The 23,162-nt window shown below is 69.5% G+C and carries 22 protein-coding genes; 17 read left to right on the top strand and 5 right to left on the bottom strand.

Features of this window, described 5'->3' with window-relative positions; genetic code table 11:
- Positions 1–54 precede the first annotated feature (54 nt).
- Positions 55–819, bottom strand: a complete 765-nt coding sequence (locus ACNPQM_RS06595) for an enoyl-CoA hydratase/isomerase family protein (RefSeq protein WP_418083241.1) — start codon at positions 817–819, stop codon at positions 55–57.
- Positions 820–900: 81 nt separating this feature from the next.
- Between ACNPQM_RS06595 and ACNPQM_RS06590 the strand changes: the two genes are divergently transcribed.
- Together ACNPQM_RS06590 and ACNPQM_RS06585 are read left to right on the top strand one after the other, a co-directional pair.
- Entirely contained in the window at positions 901–1,455 is a 555-nt protein-coding gene (locus ACNPQM_RS06590; RefSeq protein ID WP_418083240.1) for an HdeD family acid-resistance protein, read from the top strand.
- Positions 1,456–1,735: 280 nt separating this feature from the next.
- Positions 1,736–2,191 (top strand): ATP-binding protein, encoded by a 456-nt coding sequence (locus ACNPQM_RS06585; RefSeq protein ID WP_358859792.1) that lies wholly within the window; start codon positions 1,736–1,738, stop codon positions 2,189–2,191.
- 39 nt (positions 2,192–2,230) lie between these two features.
- On the opposite strand, the gene idi is transcribed toward ACNPQM_RS06585, so the two are convergent.
- From idi to galE, 4 genes are all read right to left on the bottom strand, one after another.
- Positions 2,231–2,824, bottom strand: coding sequence for an isopentenyl-diphosphate Delta-isomerase (idi, locus tag ACNPQM_RS06580; RefSeq protein ID WP_418083239.1), 594 nt, complete (start codon positions 2,822–2,824; stop codon positions 2,231–2,233).
- Between the two features lie 149 nt (positions 2,825–2,973).
- Positions 2,974–4,254 (bottom strand): bifunctional class I SAM-dependent methyltransferase/N-acetyltransferase, encoded by a 1,281-nt coding sequence (locus ACNPQM_RS06575; RefSeq protein ID WP_418083238.1) that lies wholly within the window; start codon positions 4,252–4,254, stop codon positions 2,974–2,976.
- 238 nt (positions 4,255–4,492) lie between these two features.
- Positions 4,493–5,434 (bottom strand): cation diffusion facilitator family transporter, encoded by a 942-nt coding sequence (locus tag ACNPQM_RS06570; protein WP_358859789.1) that lies wholly within the window; start codon positions 5,432–5,434, stop codon positions 4,493–4,495.
- 166 nt (positions 5,435–5,600) lie between these two features.
- Entirely contained in the window at positions 5,601–6,584 is a 984-nt protein-coding gene (galE, locus tag ACNPQM_RS06565) for a UDP-glucose 4-epimerase GalE (RefSeq protein WP_418083237.1), read from the bottom strand.
- 339 nt (positions 6,585–6,923) lie between these two features.
- On the opposite strand from galE, the gene ACNPQM_RS06560 reads away from it, so the two are divergent.
- The 15 genes from ACNPQM_RS06560 to ACNPQM_RS06490 form a co-directional block, all read left to right on the top strand.
- Complete coding sequence (locus ACNPQM_RS06560) at positions 6,924–8,684, top strand: DUF5941 domain-containing protein (protein WP_418083236.1); 1,761 nt, start codon at positions 6,924–6,926, stop codon at positions 8,682–8,684.
- A complete protein-coding gene (locus ACNPQM_RS06555) occupies positions 8,681–9,418 on the top strand; it encodes a phosphocholine cytidylyltransferase family protein (protein WP_345516359.1) in 738 nt (245 codons plus the stop codon). Before ACNPQM_RS06560 ends, ACNPQM_RS06555 begins: the two co-directional genes overlap by 4 nt.
- A complete protein-coding gene (locus tag ACNPQM_RS06550) occupies positions 9,406–10,467 on the top strand; it encodes an iron-containing alcohol dehydrogenase family protein (protein WP_358859786.1) in 1,062 nt (353 codons plus the stop codon). Before ACNPQM_RS06555 ends, ACNPQM_RS06550 begins: the two co-directional genes overlap by 13 nt.
- Entirely contained in the window at positions 10,445–11,224 is a 780-nt protein-coding gene (locus ACNPQM_RS06545; RefSeq protein WP_358859785.1) for a CDP-alcohol phosphatidyltransferase family protein, read from the top strand. Before ACNPQM_RS06550 ends, ACNPQM_RS06545 begins: the two co-directional genes overlap by 23 nt.
- Positions 11,221–12,105, top strand: a complete 885-nt coding sequence (locus ACNPQM_RS06540) for a glycosyltransferase family 2 protein (protein ID WP_418083235.1) — start codon at positions 11,221–11,223, stop codon at positions 12,103–12,105. Before ACNPQM_RS06545 ends, ACNPQM_RS06540 begins: the two co-directional genes overlap by 4 nt.
- A 106-nt stretch (positions 12,106–12,211) precedes the next feature.
- Positions 12,212–13,141 (top strand): ABC transporter permease, encoded by a 930-nt coding sequence (locus ACNPQM_RS06535; RefSeq protein ID WP_418083234.1) that lies wholly within the window; start codon positions 12,212–12,214, stop codon positions 13,139–13,141.
- Entirely contained in the window at positions 13,134–13,919 is a 786-nt protein-coding gene (locus tag ACNPQM_RS06530; protein ID WP_418083233.1) for an ABC transporter ATP-binding protein, read from the top strand. The genes ACNPQM_RS06535 and ACNPQM_RS06530 overlap by 8 nt, the downstream gene beginning before the upstream one ends.
- Before the next feature lie 445 nt (positions 13,920–14,364).
- Entirely contained in the window at positions 14,365–15,285 is a 921-nt protein-coding gene (hpnC, locus tag ACNPQM_RS06525; protein WP_418083367.1) for a squalene synthase HpnC, read from the top strand.
- The gene (gene hpnD, locus ACNPQM_RS06520; protein ID WP_418083232.1) at positions 15,282–16,235 is read left to right on the top strand and encodes a presqualene diphosphate synthase HpnD; all 954 of its coding nucleotides are present in this window, start codon (positions 15,282–15,284) and stop codon (positions 16,233–16,235) included. The genes hpnC and hpnD overlap by 4 nt, the downstream gene beginning before the upstream one ends.
- Positions 16,236–16,395: 160 nt before the next feature.
- A complete protein-coding gene (gene hpnE, locus ACNPQM_RS06515) occupies positions 16,396–17,784 on the top strand; it encodes a hydroxysqualene dehydroxylase HpnE (protein ID WP_418083231.1) in 1,389 nt (462 codons plus the stop codon).
- A complete protein-coding gene (locus ACNPQM_RS06510; RefSeq protein ID WP_418083230.1) occupies positions 17,781–18,884 on the top strand; it encodes a polyprenyl synthetase family protein in 1,104 nt (367 codons plus the stop codon). The genes hpnE and ACNPQM_RS06510 overlap by 4 nt, the downstream gene beginning before the upstream one ends.
- A 104-nt stretch (positions 18,885–18,988) precedes the next feature.
- Complete coding sequence (shc, locus tag ACNPQM_RS06505) at positions 18,989–20,989, top strand: squalene--hopene cyclase (protein WP_418083229.1); 2,001 nt, start codon at positions 18,989–18,991, stop codon at positions 20,987–20,989.
- Entirely contained in the window at positions 20,989–21,651 is a 663-nt protein-coding gene (locus ACNPQM_RS06500; RefSeq protein WP_418083228.1) for a 1-hydroxy-2-methyl-2-butenyl 4-diphosphate reductase, read from the top strand. The genes shc and ACNPQM_RS06500 overlap by 1 nt, the downstream gene beginning before the upstream one ends.
- Before the next feature lie 5 nt (positions 21,652–21,656).
- The gene (hpnH, locus tag ACNPQM_RS06495) at positions 21,657–22,676 is read left to right on the top strand and encodes an adenosyl-hopene transferase HpnH (RefSeq protein WP_358859776.1); all 1,020 of its coding nucleotides are present in this window, start codon (positions 21,657–21,659) and stop codon (positions 22,674–22,676) included.
- A 4-nt stretch (positions 22,677–22,680) separates the two neighbouring features.
- A partial coding sequence (locus ACNPQM_RS06490; protein WP_418083227.1) for a flavodoxin-dependent (E)-4-hydroxy-3-methylbut-2-enyl-diphosphate synthase occupies positions 22,681–23,162 on the top strand: 482 nt, incomplete at its 3' end.

Here is a 23,162-nt window from a genome sequence, read left to right as displayed (position 1 = left end):
GGCGGAACTCTGCGGACACGCCCCTACGGGATGTCCGGTGATCACGGCCGACGCTCAGGTCGTCCAGGTGAAGCGTGGCGCCCGCCGCTCCAGGAAGGCGGCGACACCCTCCGTGGTGTCGCCGCTGCGGCGGGCCTGCTCCACCCAGTACGCGTCCCGGTCCTCCCGCCCCGTGGCGAACTCCTTCGCCGCCGCCTGTGTCAGCTGTGAGCGCGATGCCAGGATCCGTACGTACGCCTCCACCCGCTTGTCCAGCTCGCCGGCCGGCAGTACCTCGTCCACCAGTCCGGTCCGCAGCGCCCGTTCGGTGCCGATCAGCTCGCCGGAGAACAGCAGATGCTTTGCCGCGGCCGGTCCGATCAGCGAGACCAGCCGCCGGGTCGAAGACGCGGCGTAGACGATCCCTAGCCTGGCCGGGGTGACGCCGAAGGAAGCGCCTTCCTCGGCGAACCGCAGATCGCAGGCGGCCGCCAGCTGGCTGCCGCCGCCCACGCAGTAGCCGCGCACCGCGGCGAGCGTCGGCCGGGGGAAGGCGGCCAGGGCCTCCTCGGCCGCCACTGCCAGAGCCTGCGGATCGTACGCCGGGCCGCTTGCCCGGTCCCGCAGCGAGGAGATGTCCGCGCCCGCGCAGAAGGTGTCCCCGGCGCCGGTCAGAACCAGGGCGCGCACGGCGGGGTCGGCGGCCGTCCGCTCCAGCAGTCCGGGCAGCGCCTGCCACATGGCGGCCGTCATGGCGTTGCGCTTGGCCGGGTTGCTGATCACGACGGTGGCGATGCCGTCCGCGACGGTGAGCTGCAGCTGCGGTTCCGTACGGTCCATGCGCCGGATGCTATCCGTCCCCTTCGAACCTATGATCAACAAGGGGGTCGGAAGCAGGCACGCACCGTGAGGAGCTGTCAGATGCCCGGTCCCGAACTCCGGGCCAGGAAACTGAGCCGCGGTTTCAGCGGGCTCGTCGTGCTCGGCGCTCTGCTCGTCGTGGCCGGCCTGGTCGGTCTCGTCTACACCGAGGCCGCCACGCTCACCTCGATGCTCCTCTTCGGCTGGCTGCTGCTCATCGGCGGCCTCATCGGTCTGCTCCACGCGATCCAGTCCCGCGGCACCGACTACTTCTGGCTCGGTGTGGTGGTCGCCGCGCTGTACATCGCCGCAGGTGTCGTCGTGATTCATCATCCGCACGGCACGGCCGAGGCACTCACCATGTTCGCCGCGCTGCTCTTCCTGACCGGTGGGGTGTTCCGGCTGGTGGGAAGCCTCGTGGTGCGCGGGCCGCACTTCGGCTGGACGCTGTTGCAGGGCGCCTTCGGGCTGCTTCTGGGATTGTTGGTGCTCTTCGACTGGCCGCACAGCAGCCTCTATGTGCTGGGCCTGTTCTTCTCGCTGGCATTGCTCTTCGACGGGCTGAGCCTGATCGGGATCGGGGTCGGTGGCCGCCGCGCCGTCTCGCCGGTCTAGGGCGTGTTTCGAAATTTGCGTCGTCCGCCCGTAGAGCGGGCCGGAGTGCGTGACCGGCAGAGCTTGCTGCTCGGACCACGTTGGCGGCCGGGACACTGCCGGACAAGCCCTCAGGAGAAGATCAGAACCAGTCCAAGAAGTGACGCTGTCATACTCGGTCGAAAAAAATTCTGTCGATAGAAGTCGACTTCTGTTCAGTAGCACAGCCTGGACCGACTACTCCCCGCACTCTGTACTTCGACGTGCAGTGACTGTCGAGTCGAGAGCGGGTGCGGGAACTATGGAGAGCCGCGGGAGTGTCCCCGCCAGGCCCGTGTCGTACGAGGGAGTCTGGCGGTTCACCGCGCCGGCCGTCGACGTTTCCGTACCGCAGGCCCGGCACGCCGTACGTGATCTGCTGAACCGCCAGGGCGTGCCGATGGACGAAGGCATCGCCCAGGGCCTGCTGCTCATCGTCTCGGAGCTGGTCACCAACGCGGTCAAGCACGCCGCGCTGCTCTCCCCGGAGCTCGCCGTCGAAGTGGCCGTCGGCGCCGAATGGGTCAGAGTCTCCGTCGAGGACAATCACCCGTACCGGCCCACGGCGCTGGAGACGGACTATGCGCAGACGGGCGGGCGCGGGCTGCTGTTGGTCCGGGAGATCGCGAACGAGGCGGGCGGCACCTGCGATGTCGAGCACACCGCAGGCGGCGGAAAGATCATCTGGGCCGCGCTGCCGCTGAACCCGTACCTCTGACCGCCTCCGCCCGTCCCGCGCCCGCCGTTCGGGTCGCCGCTACCAGCCCGCGGACGGGCCGGTCAGCTCCCTGATCGCCGGGCGCGCGGCATCGAGCACCGTCATGAACCACGCCGAGAACGGTGCCTCGGCATGCCGCTTCGCCAGTTCGTCGGCGGCCACGAACGCTGTCTCACCGACCTCCTCCGGGTCCGGGTCCGGGCTCGCCTGCACCATCCCGACGAAGAGGTGGTTGAACTCCTGCTCCACCAGGCCCGAGGCCGGGTCGGGGTGGTTGTAGCGGACGGTGCCCGCCTCGGCCAGCAGCGAGGGCGAGATCCCGAGCTCCTCGTGCGTGCGACGGGCGGCGGCGGTGAAGGGTGCCTCGCCCGGGTACGGGTGGCCGCAGCAGGTGTTCGACCAGACACCGGGGGAGTGGTACTTGCCGAGCGCCCTGCGCTGCAGCAGCAGTCTGCCCTGCTCGTCGAAGAGGAACACGGAGAACGCCCGGTGCAGTTGACCGGGTGCCTGGTGGGCGGCGAGCTTCTCCGCCGTGCCGATGGTGGTGCCGTTCTCGTCGACCAGTTCGAGCATGATCGCTTCTGCTGTGCCGTTCGACGAGCTGTTCGCCGCGGTGGCTGGTGTGGTCGGCATACCCATCCTTCGCTATGGTGCCCGGCCTCGTGCGCCGGTCCCCTCGAGTCTGCTCAAGTCTGCCGTACAAAAGCGGCTTGTCCGTACTTCGGGTCCTGGCATGTCCGGTCCCGCCGCACCTGGTGGATGCGGCGGGACCGGACGGCACGTCAGATCCCGAATGCCGCCGGATACTGGATCGTGCCCGTCGGCACGGGCACGGAATCGTCGAGGACCAGAGCCATCATCGCCTCGTCCGGCACCTCGAATCCCGCCCGGATCCCGTACCGGGACGCCGGTACGAAGCCGAACCGCGGGTAGTAGTCGGGATGCCCGAGCACCAGCACGAGCGACTCACCCCGCAGCCGGGCCGCATCCAGCACGGCCCGGACCACCGCCTGCCCCGCACCCTGCCGCTGGCGGTCCGGGGCCGTCGCCACGGGGGCCAGCGCGAGCGCCGGTGCGTCAGCGACCCGGCACCGGGTCAGCAGTGCGTACGCAGCGATGTCCCCGGTCCCTTCGGATTCCCGCGCCACATAGGACAGACCGGGCAGCCAGGCCCCCGGATCGGTGCGCAGCGCGTCGACGAGACGGGCCTCGTCCGGAGTAGGGAAGGCTGCCGCATTGACCGCGTGCACCGCACCGATGTCCGCCGTCGTCTCCGGCCGGGTGGTCCAGCGGGGGTCGGACGGGCGCAGGACGTACGCGGCATAGCCGTATTCCGTCCCGTGGTCGCGGCGCATGGCCAGTTCCTCCCGGGTGGACGCGAGCGCCCACGCCATTCCGGGCACCGACGGATCGGTGACCGCGACCTTCTCGGCGAGCGGCACGTAGTACTCGTCCCAGTCGCTCTCGGGCTGCACCCGCGCCCCGAGGACGTGATAGCCCGCCGCGACGGCCTGCGCCGTCTGTGCGGACACCGGGAGCATCGGACCGTCCTGGTCCCAGAAGGCGCGCGCCTCGTCCGACGGTGCGTCCGTCGTCCAGACGCAATGGCTGACGACCAGCGAGCCGCCCGGGGAGAGCAGCCGCTTCCAGTCCCGCAGCGCGGTGTCGAAGCCGATGATGTACGCGGACCCCTCGGCCCAGACCAGATCGAACGATCCGTCCGCGAAGTCCGGCGTACCCGGGCCGGACAGCCTGCCCATGTCGGCGTGGACGGTACGGATCCGGTCGCCGAGCCCGCGCGCCTCGGCGGACGCGCGCAGTTCGTCGAGGAACGGCTGATGGGTGTCGACGGCCGTTACCTCGGCGCCGGCCTCGGCGGCGAGCAGCAGCGCGGCACGGCCGGGACCGCAGCCCAGATCGAGGACGCGCGGACGCCGCGGCAGCGGGCCGGTGCGGGCGAGCAGCCACCGGGTGGTGGCGTCGGAGCCGGGGCTTTGCCGGGGCAGGTGGTGGTGCAGGGAGAAGAACGCCTCGTGACGGGCGGTGTGATCGTTGTCGGTCAACGTGGGAAACCCTTGAGTGAGAGGGTTCCGGCCAACGTGGCGACTCGGCGTGCGTGAGTCGGGGTGCTAGCCCGGAACCCGGGAGCTGAAGAAGGACCGGATGCCGCGCCGGGCAGGCGCCGTCGCGACGGTCATCAACCTCAGCTCCTCTCTCAGGCAGGGGGAGGTACGTATACCTCTGCGCAGGACCCTACACCCGCGCCCGGACGGCAGTTCGGGTACCGCGCTGAATCGCCGCTCAGTGGCAGAGTCCGGCCTCGTGCTCCGCGTGCCCGCTCGGCTCCAGCTGGAACGTGCAGTGCTCGACGTCGAAGTGGTCGCCGAGACAGCCCTGCAGCTCGTGCAGCAGCTTCTCGTGCCCCATCGAGTCGAGCAGCTCCTGCTGCACCACCACATGGGCGGAGAGCACCGGCATCCCCGAGGTGATGGTCCAGGCATGCAGGTCATGGACGTCCAGCACCCCGGGCAGGGCGGTGATGTGGGCCCGTACCTCGCCCATGTCGACGCCCTTGGGGGCCGCCTCCAGCAGCACATTGAGCGTCTCCCGGAGCAGCTTGACCGTACGGGGGACGATCATCAGACCGATCAGCAGCGAAGCGATCGGGTCGGCGCCCTGCCAGCCGGTGGCCAGGATGATGCCGGCCGAGACCAGCACGGTGACCGAGCCGAGCGCGTCGGCAAGCACCTCCAGATAGGCGCCGCGCACATTGAGGCTGTCCTTCTGCCCGCGCACCAGCAGCGACAGGGAGATCATGTTCGCGACCAGGCCGACAAGGGCGAAGACGATCGTCAGTCCGCCCCGCGTCTCGGTGGGCGTGATGAAGCGCTCGACCGCCTCGTAGAGCAGATAGCCGCCCACGCCGAGCAGCAGCAGGCAGTTGGCCAGAGCGGCGAGGATCTCGGCCCGGGCATAGCCGAAGGTGCGGTTGAGCCCGGCCGGCTTGTTGGCGAAGTGGATCGCCAGCAGCGCCATGCCGAGGCCCAGGGCATCGGTCGCCATGTGGGCGGCGTCGGCGATCAGTGCGAGCGAGTTGGAGAGCAGGCCACCGATGATCTCCAGGATCATCACGGTGAGTGTGATGCACAGCGCGATCCGCAGCCGCCCCTTGTACGCGGCGGCCGCGGTGCCGGTGGGCGGTGGCCCGCCGTGCGAGTGCCCGTGATCGTGCCCAGCCCCCATGGAGACGCCTCCGGATCGTCTTGCGGAACCGGACCGGTATCGGCCCGAGAAGGCCAGTGAACTACGGGTAGGGGGTATCCGGCAACACGGTACTGAACACCGTTGTCATATGCCCTGACCTGCGGAAACGATTGCAGGTCAGGGCGGTGGAGAGGCCAGGTGCGGATCAGTCCGCGAGTGCCCCGGGGTGGCGCAGGCACCAGCCCTCCCAGGCCGACTCGACCATCTCCCGCACCCCGCGCCGGGCCGTCCAGCCCAGGTCCTCGGACATCCGTGCGACGGAGGCCACGGCCCTGGCCGCATCGCCGGGCCGGCGCGGCTCGGTCTCCGGCTCGATCCGGTGGCCGGTGACCTCGCCCACCAGATCGGCGAGCTCGCGCACCGAGACGCCCTCGCCGCGGCCGATGTTCACGGTCAGGTCCCCGGGACCGTCCTGCTCGGCGAGTCTGCGGGCCACCGTGAGATGCGCGTCGGCGAGATCGGCGACGTGGATGTAGTCGCGGATGCAGGTCCCGTCCGGCGTCGGATAGTCGTCGCCGAAGATCCGGGGGGCCTCGCCACGGGTCAGCCGGTCGAAGAACATCGGAATGACGTTGAAGACGCCCGTGTCCGAGAGTTCCGGCTCGGCCGCGCCCGCCACGTTGAAGTAGCGCAGACAGCCGGTGGACAGGGAGTGCGCCCTCCCGGTCGCCCGGACCAGCCACTCCCCGGCGAGCTTGGTCTCACCGTACGGATTGATCGGTGCGCAGGGAGTCTCCTCGGTGACGAGATCCGCGTCCGGTACGCCGTACACCGCGGCCGAGGAGGAGAAGACGAAGCTCCGCACACCGGCTGCGACCACGGCCTCCAGCAGGACGGTCAGCCCCGACACGTTCTCCCGGTAGTAGAGCAGCGGCTTCTCGACGGATTCGCCCACTTGTTTCTTCGCTGCGAGATGCACCACACCCGTCACCGCGTGCTCGGCGAGTGTACGGTCGAGCAGCGCGCGGTCGGCGGCCGAGCCGCGTATCAGCGGTACATCGGCCGGGAGCCGGTCGCGGATGCCGGTCGACAGGTCGTCGAGCACGACCACCCGCTCCCCGGCGGCCGTCATGGCCCGCACCACATGTGCCCCGATATAGCCCGCTCCGCCTGTGATCAGCCATGTCATACCCGTCAGCCTAGGTCTATGCCCATGCGGCGCGTGCGCCGAGGCGGAGCCCGGTACCCCCGCGGTTTGTGAGCCGGGGCCGGGATCGACGATGATGATCGCGGGCGGCGCCGCATGATGCCGGTCCGCCCCGAACGGAGCACAAACGGGCAGTGAACTCCCGCTTCCGTTCATCCGATAGCCTCTGCCGACGTGCCGCCGGCCCGCATCCGGGCCGCACTGTCGCGCGCCGACCCTGTCAGCACCAAGGAGTGAGTTCGTCTGTCGACCGCCATCCTCACCGGTGCACCGGTACCCGGATCGTCGCTCACGGACGATCTGAGGTCACTGGGCTTCGACGTGCAGGCCGCCGCTGATGTCACCGAGGCCGCCGAGCTGTTCTCCGCGGCTCCCGCCGACGCCCGCGTCGCGTTCGTCGATCCCCGCTTCGTCGGACATGTTCACGCCCTCCGGCTCGGACTGACCGACCCCCGCTTTCCCGCCGCCACCGTCCCCGGTGCGCTCACCGCACAGCCGGAGGCGCGCCCCGCGCTCGCCCGCGCCCTGCGCACCGCCACCGCGGCCGTCACTGCGGGCGTCGCCCTGGGGCCGGACGGCGCCGCGGACACCATGCCCGTCACCGACCGCACCGTGCCGGGCCGTCTCGCCGTCGCACTGGAGGCCGAGGGCACCGCCGTGCAGCGCCCGGAGCTCGGCTCGCTCGTCGCGGCCGTCCCCGTCGACCAGGCCGCCCGCGCCACCGCGCAGTCCGCTGTGGCCGCGGTCGACGACGAGGCGGTTCGGCTGCGCAGCGCCGTGAAGGCCCGCGACGGCTTCTTCACCACCTACTTCATCAGCCCGTACTCGCGCTACATCGCCCGCTGGTGCGCGCGCCGCGGTCTCACCCCGAACCAGGTCACCACCGCCTCCCTGCTCACCGCGCTGATCGCGGCGGGCTGCGCGGCGACCGGCAGCCGCGGCGGGTACGTCGCTGCCGGACTGCTGCTGCTCCTCTCCTTCGTCCTGGACTGCACCGACGGGCAGCTCGCCCGCTACTCGCTGCAGTACTCGACGATGGGCGCCTGGCTGGACGCCACGTTCGACCGGGCCAAGGAGTACGCGTACTACGCGGGCCTCGCCCTCGGCGCGGCTCGCAACGGCGACGACGTATGGGCGCTCGCCCTCGGCGCGATGGTGCTGCAGACCTGCCGCCATGTCGTCGACTTCTCGTTCAACGAGGCCAACCACGACGCGGTCGCCAATTCGAGCCCGACGGCAGCCCTCTCCGACAAGCTCGACAGCGTCGGCTGGACGGTCTGGCTGCGCCGGATGATAGTGCTGCCGATCGGCGAGCGCTGGGCGATGATCGCCGTGCTGACCGCAGTGACGACTCCGCGGATCGTCTTCTACGCTCTGCTGATCGGCTGCTCCGTCGCCGCCTGCTACACCACCGCCGGCCGCCTGCTGCGCTCGCTGACCCGCAAGGCACAGCGCACCGACCGGGCCGCCCAGGCGCTTGCCGACCTCGCGGACTCCGGGCCGCTGGCCGGCCTCGTCGCGGCGAGGGGACCCCGCATCCGAGGCGGGTGGGCCGCCCCGGTGGTGGCTCTCGTCGGTGCGACCGCCCTGATCAGCGCCGCTCTGCTGCAGCCGTTCGGCAGCCGGCAGATGATCGTTGCCGCGGTGTTCTACGCGGTCTGCTCCGGCGTCGCCGTCGCCCGCCCCCTCAAGGGCGCACTCGACTGGCTCGTGCCCCCGATATTCCGGGCGGCGGAGTACTGCTCGATCCTTGCTCTGGCCGCCCGCAGCGATGTCGACCAAGCCCTTCCTGCGGCTTTCGGCCTGATTTCGGCCGTCGCCTACCATCACTACGACACGGTGTACCGCATTCGCGGGGGCACCGGCGCGCCGCCCCGGTGGCTGGTGCGAACGATCGGTGGGCACGAGGGCCGGACCCTGGTGGTGGCCGTACTCGCCGCCGTACTCACTCAGCATTCAGGTTTCACCGTGGCACTCACCGCTCTCGCGGTGGCCGTGGCCGTGGTGGTGCTCGCCGAGTCCATCCGCTTCTGGGTGTCCTCCGGAGCACCTGCCGTTCACGACGAAGGAGAACCCGCATGATCGGCCTCGTACTCGCAGCCGGTGCAGGACGGCGTCTGCGCCCCTACACCGACACGCTTCCGAAGGCCCTCGTGCCGGTCGACGGCGAGAAGACCGTGCTCGACCTGACGCTCGCGAACTTCGCGGAGATCGGTCTCACCGAGGCCGCGATCGTCGTCGGCTACCGCAAGGAAGCCGTGTACGACCGCAAGGCCGAGCTGGAGGCGAAGTACGGCCTGACGCTCACCCTCGTCGACAACGACAAGGCCGAGGAGTGGAACAACGCCTACTCCCTGTGGTGTGCCCGTGAGGTCCTGAAGCGGGGCGTCATCCTCGCCAACGGCGACACCGTGCACCCGGTCTCCGTGGAGAAGACGCTCCTCGCCGCCCGCGGCAACGGACAGAAGATCATCCTCGCCCTCGACACGGTGAAGAACCTCGCCGATGAGGAGATGAAGGTCATCACCGACGGCGACAAGGGCGTCCAGCGGATCACCAAGCTGATGGACCCGGCCACGGCGACCGGCGAGTACATCGGCGTGACCCTCATCGAGCCCGAGGCGGCCGAGGAGCTCGCCGACGCCCTGAAGGCGACGTTCGAGCGCGACCCCGACCTCTACTACGAGGACGGCTACCAGGAGCTTGTCAACCGCGGCTTCACCGTCGACGTGGCCCCCATAGGCGAAGTGACGTGGGTCGAGATCGACAACCACGACGACCTCGCGAAGGGCCGTGAGATCGCGTGCCAGTACTGACCCGGCTCATCCCGTCCCCGGTCGTCGTCGACATCCGCCGCGGCGCCCTGGACGACCTGGCCGGCCTCCTCGCCGACCAGCGGATCTCCAACTCCGGCAGGCTCGCCATCGCCATAAGCGGCGGCTCGGGACAGGCGCTGCGCGAGAAGCTCTCGCCGTTCCTGCCCGGCGCCGACTGGTACTGCGTGGCCGGCGGCAACATCGACTCCGCCGTGAAGCTCGCCGACGACATCAAGGGCAAGCGGTACGACGCCGTGGTCGGCCTCGGCGGCGGCAAGATCATCGACGTGGCGAAGTACGCCGCGGCCCGGGTCGGCCTGCCGTTGGTCTCCGTCGCCACGAACCTCGCCCACGACGGTCTGTGCTCGCCGGTCGCGACGCTGGACAACGACAACGGCCGCGGCTCCTACGGGGTGCCGACGCCGATCGCGATGGTCATCGACCTCTCCGTCATTCGCGAGGCCCCGGTCCGCTTCGTGAGCTCCGGCATCGGTGACGCGATCTCCAACATCTCGGCGATCGCCGACTGGGAGCTCTCGCACCAGATCAATGACGAGGAGATCGACGGACTGGCCGCCGCCATGGCCCGCACGGCCGGCGAAGCCGTCCTGCGCCACCCCGGAACCGTGGCCGACGACGAGTTCCTCACCGTCCTGGCCGAGTCGCTGGTGCTCTCTGGCATCGCGATCTCGATCAGCGGGGACACCCGGCCGTCGTCCGGCGCTTGCCACGAGATCAGTCATGCCTTCGACCTGCTCTTTCCCAAGCGCGCTGCCAGCCACGGCGAGCAGGTCGGCCTCGGCGCCTGCTTCGCCATGTATCTGCGAGGTGCGCGCGAGGAGTCGCAGCTCATGGTGACCACCCTGCGTCGGCACGGGCTGCCGGTCCTGCCCGAAGACATCGGCTTCACCGCCGACGAGTTCGTCCAGGCCGTCGACTACGCCCCGCAGACACGTCCGGGACGCTTCACGATCCTCGAACACCTCAACCTGTCCACCGACCAGATCAGGGACGCGTACGCCGACTATGCCAAGACCATCAGTAGCTGAACTCCGTCCGGTCGTTCACCCGGAGGGTGTGAAGGACCGGCGCAGCGGTGAACACTGGGCCGGGCGCATGTACATGCGGGAGATCTCGCTGCGCATAGACCGGTACCTGGTGAACACCAAGATCACGCCGAACCAGCTGACCTACCTGATGACGGTCTGCGGCGTCCTCGCCGCCCCGGCCCTGCTGGTGCCCGGGATCGCGGGTGCCGTCCTCGGGGTGGTCATGGTCCAGCTCTATCTGCTGCTCGACTGCATCGACGGCGAGATCGCCCGTTGGAAGAAGCAGTTCTCGCTCGGCGGCGTCTACCTGGACCGTGTCGGCGCCTACCTCTGCGACGCCGCGGTGCTGGTCGGCTTCGGCCTGCGCGCGGCTGATCTGTGGGGCTCCGGGCGGATCGACTGGCTGTGGGCCTTCCTCGGCACCCTTGCCGCCCTCGGCGCTGTTCTGATCAAGGCCGAGACCGACCTCGTCGGCGTCGCGCGTCACCAGGGCGGACTGCCGCCCGTCAAGGAGGCGGCGTCGGAGCCGCGCTCGTCCGGTCTGGCGCTGGCCCGCAAGGCCGCCGCGGCACTGAAGTTCCACCGCCTGGTGCTCGGGATCGAGGCGTCCCTGCTGATCCTGGTCCTGGCGATCCTGGACGCGGTCAGGGGCGACCTGTTCTTCTCCCGGCTCGGCGTTGCCGTACTGGCCGGTATCGCCCTTGTACAGACGCTGCTGCACCTGGTGTCGGTCCTGGCATCGAGCAGGCTGAAGTGAGCACCCCCATGAAGCTCGGCGCGGTCATCATCACGATGGGCAACCGTCCTGACGAGCTGCGCGCCCTCCTCGATTCGGTCGCCAAGCAGGACGGCGACCGGATCGAGGTGGTGGTCGTCGGCAACGGCGCCCCGGTCCCGGACGTCCCCGCAGGGGTACGGACCGTCGAGCTCCCCGAGAACCTCGGCATCCCCGGCGGCCGCAACGTCGGCATCGAGGCGTTCGGCCCGTCCGGCGCCGACGTCGACGCGCTGCTCTTCCTCGACGACGATGGACTGCTGCCGCTGACCGACACCGCCGAGCTGTGCCGGCAGGCGTTCGAGCAGGACCCGAAGCTGGGAATCATCAGCTTCCGGATCGCCGACCCGGACACCGGCGTGACCCAGCGCCGCCACGTGCCACGGCTGCGCGCCGCCGACCCGATGCGCTCGTCCCGGGTGACGACCTTCCTGGGCGGCGCCAACGCCGTCCGTACCCAGGTCCTCGCCGAGGTCGGCGGGCTGCCCGGCGACTTCTTCTACGCGCACGAGGAGACGGATCTCGCCTGGCGGGCACTGGACGCCGGCTGGATGATCGACTACCGCGCCGACATGGTCCTCAACCACCCGACCACCGCCCCGTCCCGGCACGCGGTCTACCATCGCATGGTGGCCAGGAACCGGGTCTGGCTGGCGCGCCGCAATCTGCCCGCGCCCCTGATCCCCGTCTACCTCGGCGTCTGGCTGCTGCTGACGCTGCTGCGCAAGCCCTCGGGCCCTGCGCTGAAGGCATGGTTCGGCGGCTTCCGGGAAGGCTGGACCAAGCCCTGCGGACCACGCCGTCCGATGAAGTGGCGCACGGTGTGGCGGCTGACCAGACTCGGCCGACCTCCCGTGATCTGACAAGCTCTCCTCTGAGAGCATGGGGCGTATTTATTTCTTACGGGACCTGTCCGCCTGAACCGCGACCGCGACTGGCTGCGCATCTTGAATACGAGAGTTTCATCTGGTGAGTGACACAACCCATGACGGTGCGGTCGCGCTGAGCACCCCGCCATCCGCCGACGACGGCCTGAGCGCCGCCGCGCTGGCAGGCAAGTACGGCCTGACGGTGAGCGGCGCCCGGCCCGGGCTGTTCGAGTACGTCCAGCAGCTCTGGGGCCGCCGCCACTTCATCATGGCGTTCTCCCGGGCCAAGCTGACCGCCCAGTACAGCCAGGCCAAGCTCGGCCAGCTGTGGCAGGTGGCCACGCCTCTGCTCAACGCCCTGGTCTACTACTTGATCTTCGGGCTGATCCTGGGCACCAGGAGGGGCATGACCCTGGAGGTCTTCATCCCCTTCCTGGTGACGGGCGTCTTCGTCTTCACCTTCACGCAGAGCTCGGTGATGGCTGGCGTTCGGGCGATCTCGGGCAACCTCGGACTGGTCCGAGCCCTGCACTTCCCCCGCGCGTCGCTGCCCGTCTCGTTCTCGCTGCAGCAGCTCCAGCAGCTGCTGTACTCGATGATCGTGCTGGCGCTCGTGGCGATCGGGTTCGGCAGCTACCCGTCGCTCGCCTGGCTGCTGATCGTTCCCGCGCTGGCCATGCAGTTCGTCTTCAACACCGGCCTGGCCCTGATCATGGCCCGGCTCGGCAGCAAGACCCCCGACCTCGCCCAGCTGATGCCGTTCATCATGCGCACCTGGATGTACGCGTCCGGTGTCATGTTCTCCATTCCGGTCATGCTCAAGGACAAGCCGGAGTGGATCGCGAGCATGCTGCAGTACAACCCGGCGGCGATCTACATGGACCTGATCCGCTTCGCGCTGATCGACGGCTACGGCTCCGAGAACCTGCCGCCGCATGTGTGGATCGTCGGGCTCGCCTGGGCGGTCTTCATCGGCCTCGCGGGCTTTGTGTACTTCTGGAAGGCAGAGGAACGGTACGGCCGTGGCTGAGGACAACACGTCGGGGCGCATCCCCACCGTCATCGCCGACGATGTGCACATCGTGTACCGGGTCAACGGCGCCGGCGGAGGCAAGGGCAGTGCCACCGCGGCGCTGAGCCGGATACTGCGCCGCGGCAAGGGCGAGGTGCGGGGAGTCCGGAAGGTGCACGCCGTACGCGGTGTCTCCTTCACCGCCTACCGGGGCGAGGCCATCGGCCTCATCGGCACCAATGGCTCCGGCAAGTCGACCTTGCTGCGGGCCATCGCCGGTCTGCTGCCGACCGAGAGCGGCAAGGTGTACACGGACGGCCAGCCGTCGCTGCTCGGTGTGAACGCGGCGCTGATGAGCGATCTGACCGGCGAGCGGAACGTGGTGCTCGGCGGGCTCGCGATGGGCATGACGCGCGAGGAGATCCGCGAGCGTTACCAGGAGATCGTCGACTTCTCGGGCATCAACGAGAAGGGCGACTTCATCACCCTCCCGATGCGGACGTACTCCTCAGGTATGGCCGCCCGGCTCAGGTTCTCCATCGCCGCCGCCAAGAACCACGACGTTCTCATGATCGACGAGGCGCTGGCCACCGGTGACCGCAAGTTCCAGATCCGCTCCGAGAAGCGCATCCGCGAACTGCGCAAGGAGGCCGGCACGGTCTTCCTGGTCAGCCACAGCAACAAGTCCATCAGGGACACCTGCGACCGGGTGCTCTGGCTGGAAAAGGGCGAGCTGTTGATGGACGGCCCGACCGACGAGGTCCTCAAGGCGTACGAGCGGGAGACCGGAAAGTAGGACCTCCGCCATCCTCCCTCATCGCAGCGGCCTCTGCCGGAGCACTCCGGCAGGGGCCGCTGCGATGTCCGGATCGTGGGCACCCGGCGGGCGTGCAGCGGGCTCTGCGCCACGCCAGGGGCGATCTCCTCCCGCCGGATGACGTCAATTTCCTTGCGTACGGGGAAGGTTGGCGGGAAGGACGGCGTTGTTGCAGTGTGCACTGCACCCGCGCGTATGGCTGAAGGTTGTACAACGTAAGCTGTACCGGTGCTGATTCGTGGCAAGTGGGGCGATACCGCCTGGGAGTACCGACCCTAGACGGTCCACCGCACTCGGGAGAGCGGGCGGCGTGTCCGGAATGGGATGTTTTAGGTCAGCAGTGTAGAACGGGAGATGTGACGGCAATGACGGAAAATCTCCAGCTCCGACGTGTATATGCCGTCCCCGCGCCGGGCGGTCCGTGGTGACTCGTGCCCGGCAGGCGCGCCATGACGCCGCCGTACCCGCCACGCTCGACAAGGCCGCGGACGAGAACTTCCCTGTGGCCCCGTTCTTTCTGCCACGCGTGTGGCGTAACGATCTGATGGCCGTGTACGGATACGCCCGCCTCGTCGACGACATCGGCGACGGCGACCTCGCCGCCGGCGGCGCCGACGCCCGCCACCTCGGACTCGACCCGGCGCAGACCGGTGACCGGCTCGCGATGCTCGACGCCTTCGAGGCCGATCTGCACCGCGTCTTCGACTCCGCGGGCGACGGCCCGCGCCACCCACTGCTGCGTGCACTGCGCCCCACCGTGCGGCGCTGCTCGCTCACCCCCGAGCCGTTCCTCGGGCTCATCGAGGCGAACCGGCAGGACCAGAAGGTCCGGCGGTACGGGACCTACGAGGAGTTGCTCGCCTACTGCGAGCTCTCCGCCAATCCCGTCGGCCGGCTGGTCCTCCAGATCACCGGGACCGCGAGCCCCGAGCGGATCCGTCGCTCCGACGCCGTCTGCACCGCCCTGCAGATCGTCGAGCACCTCCAGGACGTCACCGAGGACCTCGGCCGCGACCGGATCTATCTGCCGGCCGAGGACATGGCCCGGTTCCATGTCACCGAGGCCGACCTGGCAGCCCCCTCCGGGGGCGCATCGGTGCGCGCACTCGTTGCATACGAAGCAGAACGCGCCCGGAACCTGCTGAATGAAGGCACCCTCCTGGTGGGTAGCGTCCACGGCAGGCTCAAGCTGCTTCTCGCCGGATTTGTGGGAGGGGGGCGTGCCGCCCTCACCGCGATCGCGGCCGCCGGGTTCGACGTACTGCCCGGACCGCCCAAGCCCGCCAAGCCCAGCCTGCTGCGCGAGGTGGGAGTTGTCTTGCGAAGAGCGCGGAGAGAGGGGTGAGCCGGACCGTGGAGGGACAGACGACGTACATGTCGGCGCCGGTACAGGCCGCATACAGTTACTGCGAGGCCGTCACCGGACAGCAGGCACGTAACTTCGCGTACGGAATCAGGCTGCTGCCTGCCGAGAAGCGGCAGGCCATGTCGGCGTTGTACGCCTTCTCCCGCCGGGTCGACGACATCGGCGACGGAGAGCTGGACCGGGAGACCAAGCGGACCCGGCTGGAGGGCACCCGCACACTCCTGGACCGGATCCGGGACGGCGCGGTCGACGAGGACGACACCGACCCGGTGGCTGTCGCGCTCGCCGACGCCGCACGCCGGTTTCCGCTGCCGCTCGGTGGGCTCGACGAGCTGATCGACGGCGTGCTGATGGATGTGCGCGGCGCGACGTACGAGACGTGGGACGATCTCAAGGTCTACTGCCGGTGTGTCGCCGGAGCCATCGGGCGGCTCAGCCTGGGGGTCTTCGGGACGGAACCGGGTGCGCCCGGCGCGGACCGGGCCGCGGAGTACGCCGACACGCTCGGCCTCGCCCTGCAGCTCACCAACATCCTCCGCGACGTCCGCGAGGACGCGGGCAACGGGCGCACATATCTGCCGTCCGACGACCTCGCCAAGTTCGGCTGTTCCGCCGGTTTCCACCGGGCCACACCGCCGCCGGGCTCCGACTTCGTGGGCCTGGTCCACTTCGAGGTCCGGCGCGCCCGCGCCCTCTTCGCCGAGGGGTACCGGCTGCTGCCGATGCTGGACCGCCGCAGCGGCGCCTGCGTCGCCGCCATGGCCGGTATCTACCGGCGGCTGCTCGACCGGATCGAGCGCGACCCCGAGGCGGTGCTGCGCGGCCGGGTCTCGCTGCCGGGCCACGAGAAGGCGTACGTCGCGGTGCGTGGCCTGTCGGGTCTGGACGCGCGGTACATTTCGCGCCGGACGGCCCGGGGGCGTGTCTGATGCGTATCGCGGACAACTCGCGCAACATGTGTGACACGGACAATCGGTCCCTGCGGCGGGCAACCCTCCGACGGGATGACGCGTCCCTGACTGAAACGACGTGCCTGACCGACATGACCAGCCCGGCCGGTTCGACCCGGCGGAAGCGGAGGGGGGACGCATGACCGACGAGGCCCTGCGCTCCTCCCACGCCGTCGTGATCGGCGGCGGACTCGCCGGCATCACCGCGGCCCTCCGTCTCGCCGACACCGGGCTTGACGTGACCCTGCTCGAAGGGCGGCCCCGGCTCGGCGGACTCGCCTTCTCCTTCCGTCGCGGCGAACTGACGGTCGACAACGGACAGCACGTCTATCTGCGCTGCTGCACCGCCTACCGCTGGTTCCTGGACCGGGTCGACGGTGCCCGTCTGGCACCCCTGCAAAACCGTTTGGACGTGCCCGTTCTCGACGTCGGACGCCCCTCGGGGCCCCGGCTCGGACGGCTGCGCCGCAATGCGCTTCCCGTCCCGTTCCACCTCGCCGCCGGTCTCGCCGGCTATCCGCACCTCTCGCTCGCCGAGCGGGCGTCCGTCGGGCGCGCCGCGCTGGCACTCGGCCGCCTCGACCCGGACGACCCGGCGCTCGACACCATCGACTTCGGCAGCTGGCTGGCCCGGCACGGACAGTCCCCGCGCACCATCGAGGCCCTCTGGGACCTGGTCGGCGTCGCCACACTCAACGCCACCGCACCGAACTCCTCGCTGGCCCTCGCCGCGAAGGTCTTCAAGACCGGACTTCTCTCCGAGCCCGGCGCCGCCGACATCGGCTGGGCGAGCGTGCCGCTCGGCGAGGTCCACGACACCCTGGCCCGCAAGGCGCTCGACTCCGCAGGTGTACGAACCGAGCTGCGGACAAAGGCCGACAGCCTCTCCCGTACCGACGACGGACGCTGGATCGTCGACACCGGCGCCGAACGGATCGAGGCGGACACCGTCGTCCTCGCCGTCCCGCAGCGCGAGACCCACGGCCTGCTGCCCGAGGGCGCACTCGAAGCGCCGGACAGGCTGCTCGACATCGGCACCTCGCCGATCCTCAACGTGCACGTCGTCTACGACCGCAAGGTGCTGCGCCGCCCGTTCTTCGCCGCACTCGGCTCCCCGGTCCAGTGGGTCTTCGACCGCACGGACGCCTCCGGGCTCACCGGGCCCGGACAGTACCTCGCGATCTCCCAGTCCGCAGCCGACGACGAGATCGACCTGCCCGTCGCCGAACTGCGCAGCCGCTACCTGCCCGAACTGGAGCGGCTGCTCCCCGCCGCCCGCGGAGCCGGCATCAGGGACTTCTTCGTGACCCGGGAGCGGACGGCGACCTTCGCCCCTGCCCCCGGCGTCGGCAGGCTGCGCCCCGGAACCCGCACTCGTATGCCCGGCCTCCACCTGGCCGGAGCATGGACGGCCACGGGCTGGCCCGCGACGATGGAGGGCGCTGTCCGCAGTGGGTTCAGCGCCGCAGGCGCCGCGCTCTCCTCGCTCGGCCGCACCCATGAACATCCGCTGCAGGAGGCGGCATGAGCAGTACCACCGGAACAAGAGGAGAGTCAGTGACCCCGGCGAATCCGGCTTTCGACACCGTGGCAGACACCGCGGACGTCAACGCGCTTCTGGAGCGCGGACGGGCCATGTCCGCTCCGGTGCTCCGGGCCGCCGTTGACCGGCTCGCACCGCCCATGGACACCGTCGCCGCCTACCACTTCGGCTGGATCGACGCTCAGGGCCGCCCCGCCGACGGTGACGGCGGCAAGGCCGTCCGTCCCGCGCTCGCCCTGCTGTCCGCGGAGGCGGCGGGCGCCGCCGCCGAGGCCGGCATCCCCGGGGCCGTCGCCGTCGAACTCGTGCACAACTTCTCGTTGCTGCACGACGACCTGATGGACGGCGACGAGCAGCGCCGTCACCGCGACACCGTGTGGAAGGTGCACGGCCCCGCCCAGGCGATCCTGGTCGGCGACGCGCTCTTCGCGCTGGCCAACGAGATCCTGCTGGAGCTCGGCACGGTCGAGGCGGGCCGCGCGGCCCGCCGGTTGACCACCGCCAGCCGCAAGCTCATCGATGGGCAGGCCCAGGACATCTCCTACGAGCACCGCGAGCGGGTCACCGTCGAGGAGTGCCTGGAGATGGAGGGCAACAAGACGGGTGCCCTGCTTGCCTGCGCCGTGTCCATCGGCGCGGTGCTCGGCGGCGCCGACGACCGTACCGCCGACACTCTGGAGGCCTACGGCTACCACCTCGGCCTCGCCTTCCAGGCCGTCGACGATCTGCTCGGTATCTGGGGCGACCCGGAGTCCACCGGCAAGCAGACCTGGAGCGATCTGCGTCAGCGCAAGAAGTCCCTGCCGGTCGTTGCCGCGCTCGCTGCGGGCGGACCGGCCTCGGAGCGCCTCGGCGAACTGCTCGCCGCGGACGCCAAGAGCAGCGACTTCGACAGTTTCTCCGAGGAGGAGTTCGCCGCCCGGGCGGCGCTCATCGAGGAGGCGGGCGGCCGGGAGTGGACCGCCCAGGAGGCCCGTCGGCAGCATGCGATCGCCATCGAGGCGCTGCACGCTGTCGCCATGCCGGAAACCGTGCGGGCGCAGCTCACGGCGCTCGCGGACTTCGTCGTCGTACGAAAGAGATGATCACCATCCGCATATGACTCGCAGTCGCCGGCCGGTGCCCGTACCGGGCGCCGGCCGACGGAGACCCCAGCACAGCAGAGGACCAACTGCACGAAGGGGAAGCCATGACAGCGACGACCGACGGAAGCACCGGGGCTGTGAACCCCCGCGCACCCTCGGCCAGCGAACCGACCGAATCAACCACCTCCGCAATCGACGTGCTCACCGCCGCGCGGCGGGCCGCGGAACGTTCGACGGAGCATCTCCTTGGCAGGCAGGACGCCGAGGGCTGGTGGAAGGGCGACCTCGCCACCAACGTCACGATGGACGCCGAGGATCTGCTGCTCCGTCAGTTCCTCGGCATTCAGGATCCGGCCACCGTCGAGGCGGCCGGACTTTTCATCCGCGGCGAGCAGCTCGCCGACGGCACCTGGGCCACCTTCTACGGCGGCCCGGGAGACCTCTCCGCCACCATTGAGGCCTACGTCGCGCTGCGGCTGGCCGGAGACCGGCCGGACGAGCCGCACATGGCTCGCGCCTCCGGATGGATCCGGGAGCAAGGCGGCATTGCGGAGAGCCGCGTCTTCACCCGCATCTGGCTGGCCCTCTTCGGCTGGTGGAAGTGGGACGACCTGCCGGAGCTCCCACCGGAGCTGATGTTCTTCCCGAAGTGGCTCCCGCTCAACATCTACGACTTCGGCTGCTGGGCCCGGCAGACCATTGTGCCGCTGACCGTGGTCTCGGCGAAGCGGCCGGTACGGCCCGCGCCCTTCGCCCTCGACGAACTGCACACCGACCCGCTCGTCCCGAACCCGCCCAAGCGCCCCGCCCCGGCGGCCAGTTGGGACGGCGTCTTCCAGCGCCTCGACAAAGCATTGCACGTCTACCACAAGGTGGCCCCGCGCCGACTGCGCCGGATCGCCATGAACGTGGCGGCCCGCTGGATCATCGAACGTCAGGAGAACGACGGCTGCTGGGGCGGCATCCAGCCGCCCGCCGTGTACTCCGTCATCGCCCTGCATCTCCTCGGCTACGACCTCGACCACCCGGTGATGCGGGCCGGCCTGGATTCGCTGAACCGGTTCGCCGTCTGGCGCGAGGACGGTGCCCGCATGATCGAGGCTTGCCAGTCACCGGTCTGGGACACCTGCCTCGCCACCATCGCGCTCGCCGATGCCGGAGTCAGCCCCGACCATCCCGCGCTCGTGAAAGCGGCGGACTGGATGCTCGGTGAGGAGATCGTCAGGCCCGGCGACTGGTCCGTGCGTCGACCTCAACTGGATCCGGGCGGATGGGCGTTCGAGTTCCACAACGACAACTACCCGGACATCGACGACACCGCCGAGGTGGTTCTCGCGCTGCGGCGGGTCCGGCACCCCAACCCGGCCAGTATCGAGGCCGCCATCGAACGCGGGGTGCGTTGGAACGTCGGCATGCAGTCCCGCAACGGCGCCTGGGGCGCCTTCGATGCCGACAACACCAGCCCGTTCCCCAACCGGCTGCCGTTCTGCGACTTCGGAGAGGTCATCGACCCGCCGTCCGCAGATGTCACCGGACACGTGGTGGAGATGCTCGCCATGGAGGGGCGGTCCGACCACCCCGCCGCCCGGCGCGGCGTCGAGTGGCTGCTCGCCGAACAGGAGGCGAGCGGTGCCTGGTTCGGCCGCTGGGGCGTCAACTACGTCTACGGAACAGGGTCGGTGGTGCCCGCCCTGATCGCCGCCGGGCTGCGCACCACCCATCCGGCGATCCGCCGGGCTGTCGGCTGGCTGGAGTCCGTGCAGAATGACGACGGCGGCTGGGGTGAGGACCTGCGCTCGTACCGGGAGGAGAAGTGGATCGGGCACGGCTCGTCCACCGCCTCCCAGACCGCGTGGGCCCTCCTCGCCCTTCTCGCCGCCGACCGGCGGGACAGCACGGCGGTGGCCCGCGGCATTGCCTGGCTGGCCGAGAATCAGCAGGCCGACGGTTCCTGGGACGAGCCGTACTTCACCGGCACCGGGTTCCCCTGGGACTTCTCCATCAACTACCACCTCTACCGTCAGGTCTTCCCTCTCACCGCGCTCGGGCGGTACGTGTACGGTGACCCGTTCGCCGCCCGCACGGCCACCCGCGAGGGGGCCTGATGGGCGATGCCCCGGGACCGCCGCCCGGCTTCGCAGCACCTCTGCTGATCGCCTGCGCGCTCGGTATCGAGCAACTCGCCCTGCGCAGCGGCAGAGGAAAGGCCGGCGACGCCCCGGGCCCGGTGACCGTGCTCCGTACGGGCATGGGCCCGAAAGCCGCCGAGACGGCCGTGAAACGCGCGCTCGCCCAGGACTGGGCGCACGGCTCCGCGGTCATCGCCTCCGGGTTCTGTGCCGGGCTCGCACCCGACATGCACCCCGGGGACCTGGTGGTCGCCGACGAGACCCGGGACACCGGGGACTCGACGGCCTGTACCGGCGTGGGTCTGCTCGCCGAGGCCCTCGCCAGGGCGGTGCCGGGCCGCACCGTCCACACCGGTCCGCTCACCGGTTCCGACCATGTCGTACGCGGACATGAGCGGGCCGAGTTGCGGGCCACCGGGGCAATCGCGGTGGACATGGAGTCCGCCGCCACTCTTCGCACCGCCCTGCGCACCGGGCCGCGCCCGGTTGCGGCTGTACGGGTGGTCGTGGACGCCCCAAAGCATGAGCTCGTCCGCATCGGCACAGTAAGCGGTGGAATATCAGCCTTCCGTGTTCTTCGTGCCGTCCTTCCGGCTTTCTATGAATGGCACCGATCTTTGCTGCTCCCCAGGAGGTGAGCTAGATGGCCATGCCGCTTCGTCAGACCATCAAGGTTGCGACGTACCTCATTGAACAAAAGCTCCGCAAGCGGGAAAAGTTCCCGCTGATTGTCGAGCTGGAGCCTTTGTTCGCCTGCAATCTGGCGTGCGAGGGCTGCGGAAAGATCCAGCATCCGGCCGGAGTCCTGAAACAGCGTATGCCGGTGGCCCAGGCCGTCGGCGCGGTGCTGGAATCGGGTGCCCCGATGGTTTCCATCGCGGGGGGCGAACCCCTGATGCACCCTCAGATCGATGAAATCGTCAGGCAACTGGTCGCACGGAGGAAGTACGTCTTCCTCTGCACCAACGCGATGCTGCTCCGCAAGAAGATCGAGAAATTCACCCCCTCGCCGTATTTCGCCTTCGCCGTGCACATCGACGGCCTGCGCGAGCGGCACGATGAATCGGTCGCCAAGGAAGGCGTGTTCGACGAGGCGGTGGCGGCGATCAAGGAGGCCAAGCGGCGCGGCTTCCGGGTCACCACGAACTCCACGTTCTTCAACACAGACACCCCGCAGACCGTCATCGAGGTCCTCAACTACCTCAATGACGATCTGAAGGTCGACGAGATGATGATCTCGCCCGCCTACGCGTACGAGAAGGCGCCCGACCAGGAGCATTTCCTCGGAGTCGAGCAGACCCGCGAGCTCTTCAAGAAGTCCTTCGCGGGCGGCAACCGGGCCCGCTGGCGGCTGAACCACTCCCCGCTCTTCCTGGACTTCCTGGAGGGCAAGGCGGACTTCCCGTGCACGGCCTGGGCGATCCCCAACTACTCGCTCTTCGGCTGGCAGCGACCGTGCTATCTGATGAGCGACGGGTACGTCCCGACGTACCGGGAACTCATCGAGGAGACCGACTGGGACAAGTACGGCCGCGGCAAGGACCCGCGCTGCGCCAACTGCATGGCGCACTGCGGCTACGAGCCGACCGCGGTCCTCGCCACGATGGGGTCGCTGAAGGAATCCCTGCGCGCCGCGCGGGAAACCGCCTCCGGGAACCGGTGACGTCATGACCGCTGGAGAACCAGTCGCACTGGGTCTCCCCGAGTTGCCGGCCCGGCCCCTCGCGATGCGCCGCCACTCGCGGCGCATCCAGGTCGGGTCTGTGGCGGTCGGTGGGGATGCGCCGGTGTCGGTGCAGTCGATGACCACGACCCGTACGTCGGACGTCGGTGCGACGTTGCAGCAGATCGCGGAGTTGACGGCGTCCGGCTGTCAGATCGTGCGGGTGGCGTGTCCGACGCAGGATGATGCGGATGCGTTGGCGACGATCGCCAGGAAGTCGCAGATTCCGGTGATTGCGGATATTCATTTCCAGCCGAAGTATGTGTTCGCGGCGATTGATGCGGGCTGTGCGGCGGTGCGGGTGAATCCGGGGAACATCAAGCAGTTCGATGACAAGGTGAAGGAGATCGCGCGGGCCGCGAGTGATGCGGGGACGCCGATCCGGATCGGTGTGAACGCGGGTTCGCTGGATGCGCGGTTGCTGAA

This window comes from Streptomyces sp. NPDC056231, from assembly GCF_048270745.1.
In the GTDB taxonomy this organism is placed as follows: domain Bacteria; phylum Actinomycetota; class Actinomycetes; order Streptomycetales; family Streptomycetaceae; genus Streptomyces.
Note: the sequence above shows the minus strand (reverse complement) of the source record. Positions and strands in the feature narration are given on the sequence as shown.

Coding starts and splice junctions, on each gene's coding strand:
- ACNPQM_RS06590 (WP_418083240.1), top strand. CDS start 901: ATGCCCGGTCCCGAACTCCGGGCCAGGAAACTGAGCCGCGGTTTCAGC.
- ACNPQM_RS06510 (WP_418083230.1), top strand. CDS start 17,781: ATGAGCAGTACCACCGGAACAAGAGGAGAGTCAGTGACCCCGGCGAAT.
- ACNPQM_RS06500 (WP_418083228.1), top strand. CDS start 20,989: ATGGGCGATGCCCCGGGACCGCCGCCCGGCTTCGCAGCACCTCTGCTG.
- ACNPQM_RS06595 (WP_418083241.1), bottom strand. CDS start 819: ATGGACCGTACGGAACCGCAGCTGCAGCTCACCGTCGCGGACGGCATC.
- hpnE (WP_418083231.1), top strand. CDS start 16,396: ATGACCGACGAGGCCCTGCGCTCCTCCCACGCCGTCGTGATCGGCGGC.
- ACNPQM_RS06545 (WP_358859785.1), top strand. CDS start 10,445: ATGCCAAGACCATCAGTAGCTGAACTCCGTCCGGTCGTTCACCCGGAG.
- ACNPQM_RS06570 (WP_358859789.1), bottom strand. CDS start 5,434: ATGGGGGCTGGGCACGATCACGGGCACTCGCACGGCGGGCCACCGCCC.
- galE (WP_418083237.1), bottom strand. CDS start 6,584: ATGACATGGCTGATCACAGGCGGAGCGGGCTATATCGGGGCACATGTG.
- ACNPQM_RS06555 (WP_345516359.1), top strand. CDS start 8,681: ATGATCGGCCTCGTACTCGCAGCCGGTGCAGGACGGCGTCTGCGCCCC.
- idi (WP_418083239.1), bottom strand. CDS start 2,824: ATGCCGACCACACCAGCCACCGCGGCGAACAGCTCGTCGAACGGCACA.
- ACNPQM_RS06585 (WP_358859792.1), top strand. CDS start 1,736: ATGGAGAGCCGCGGGAGTGTCCCCGCCAGGCCCGTGTCGTACGAGGGA.
- hpnH (WP_358859776.1), top strand. CDS start 21,657: ATGGCCATGCCGCTTCGTCAGACCATCAAGGTTGCGACGTACCTCATT.
- shc (WP_418083229.1), top strand. CDS start 18,989: ATGACAGCGACGACCGACGGAAGCACCGGGGCTGTGAACCCCCGCGCA.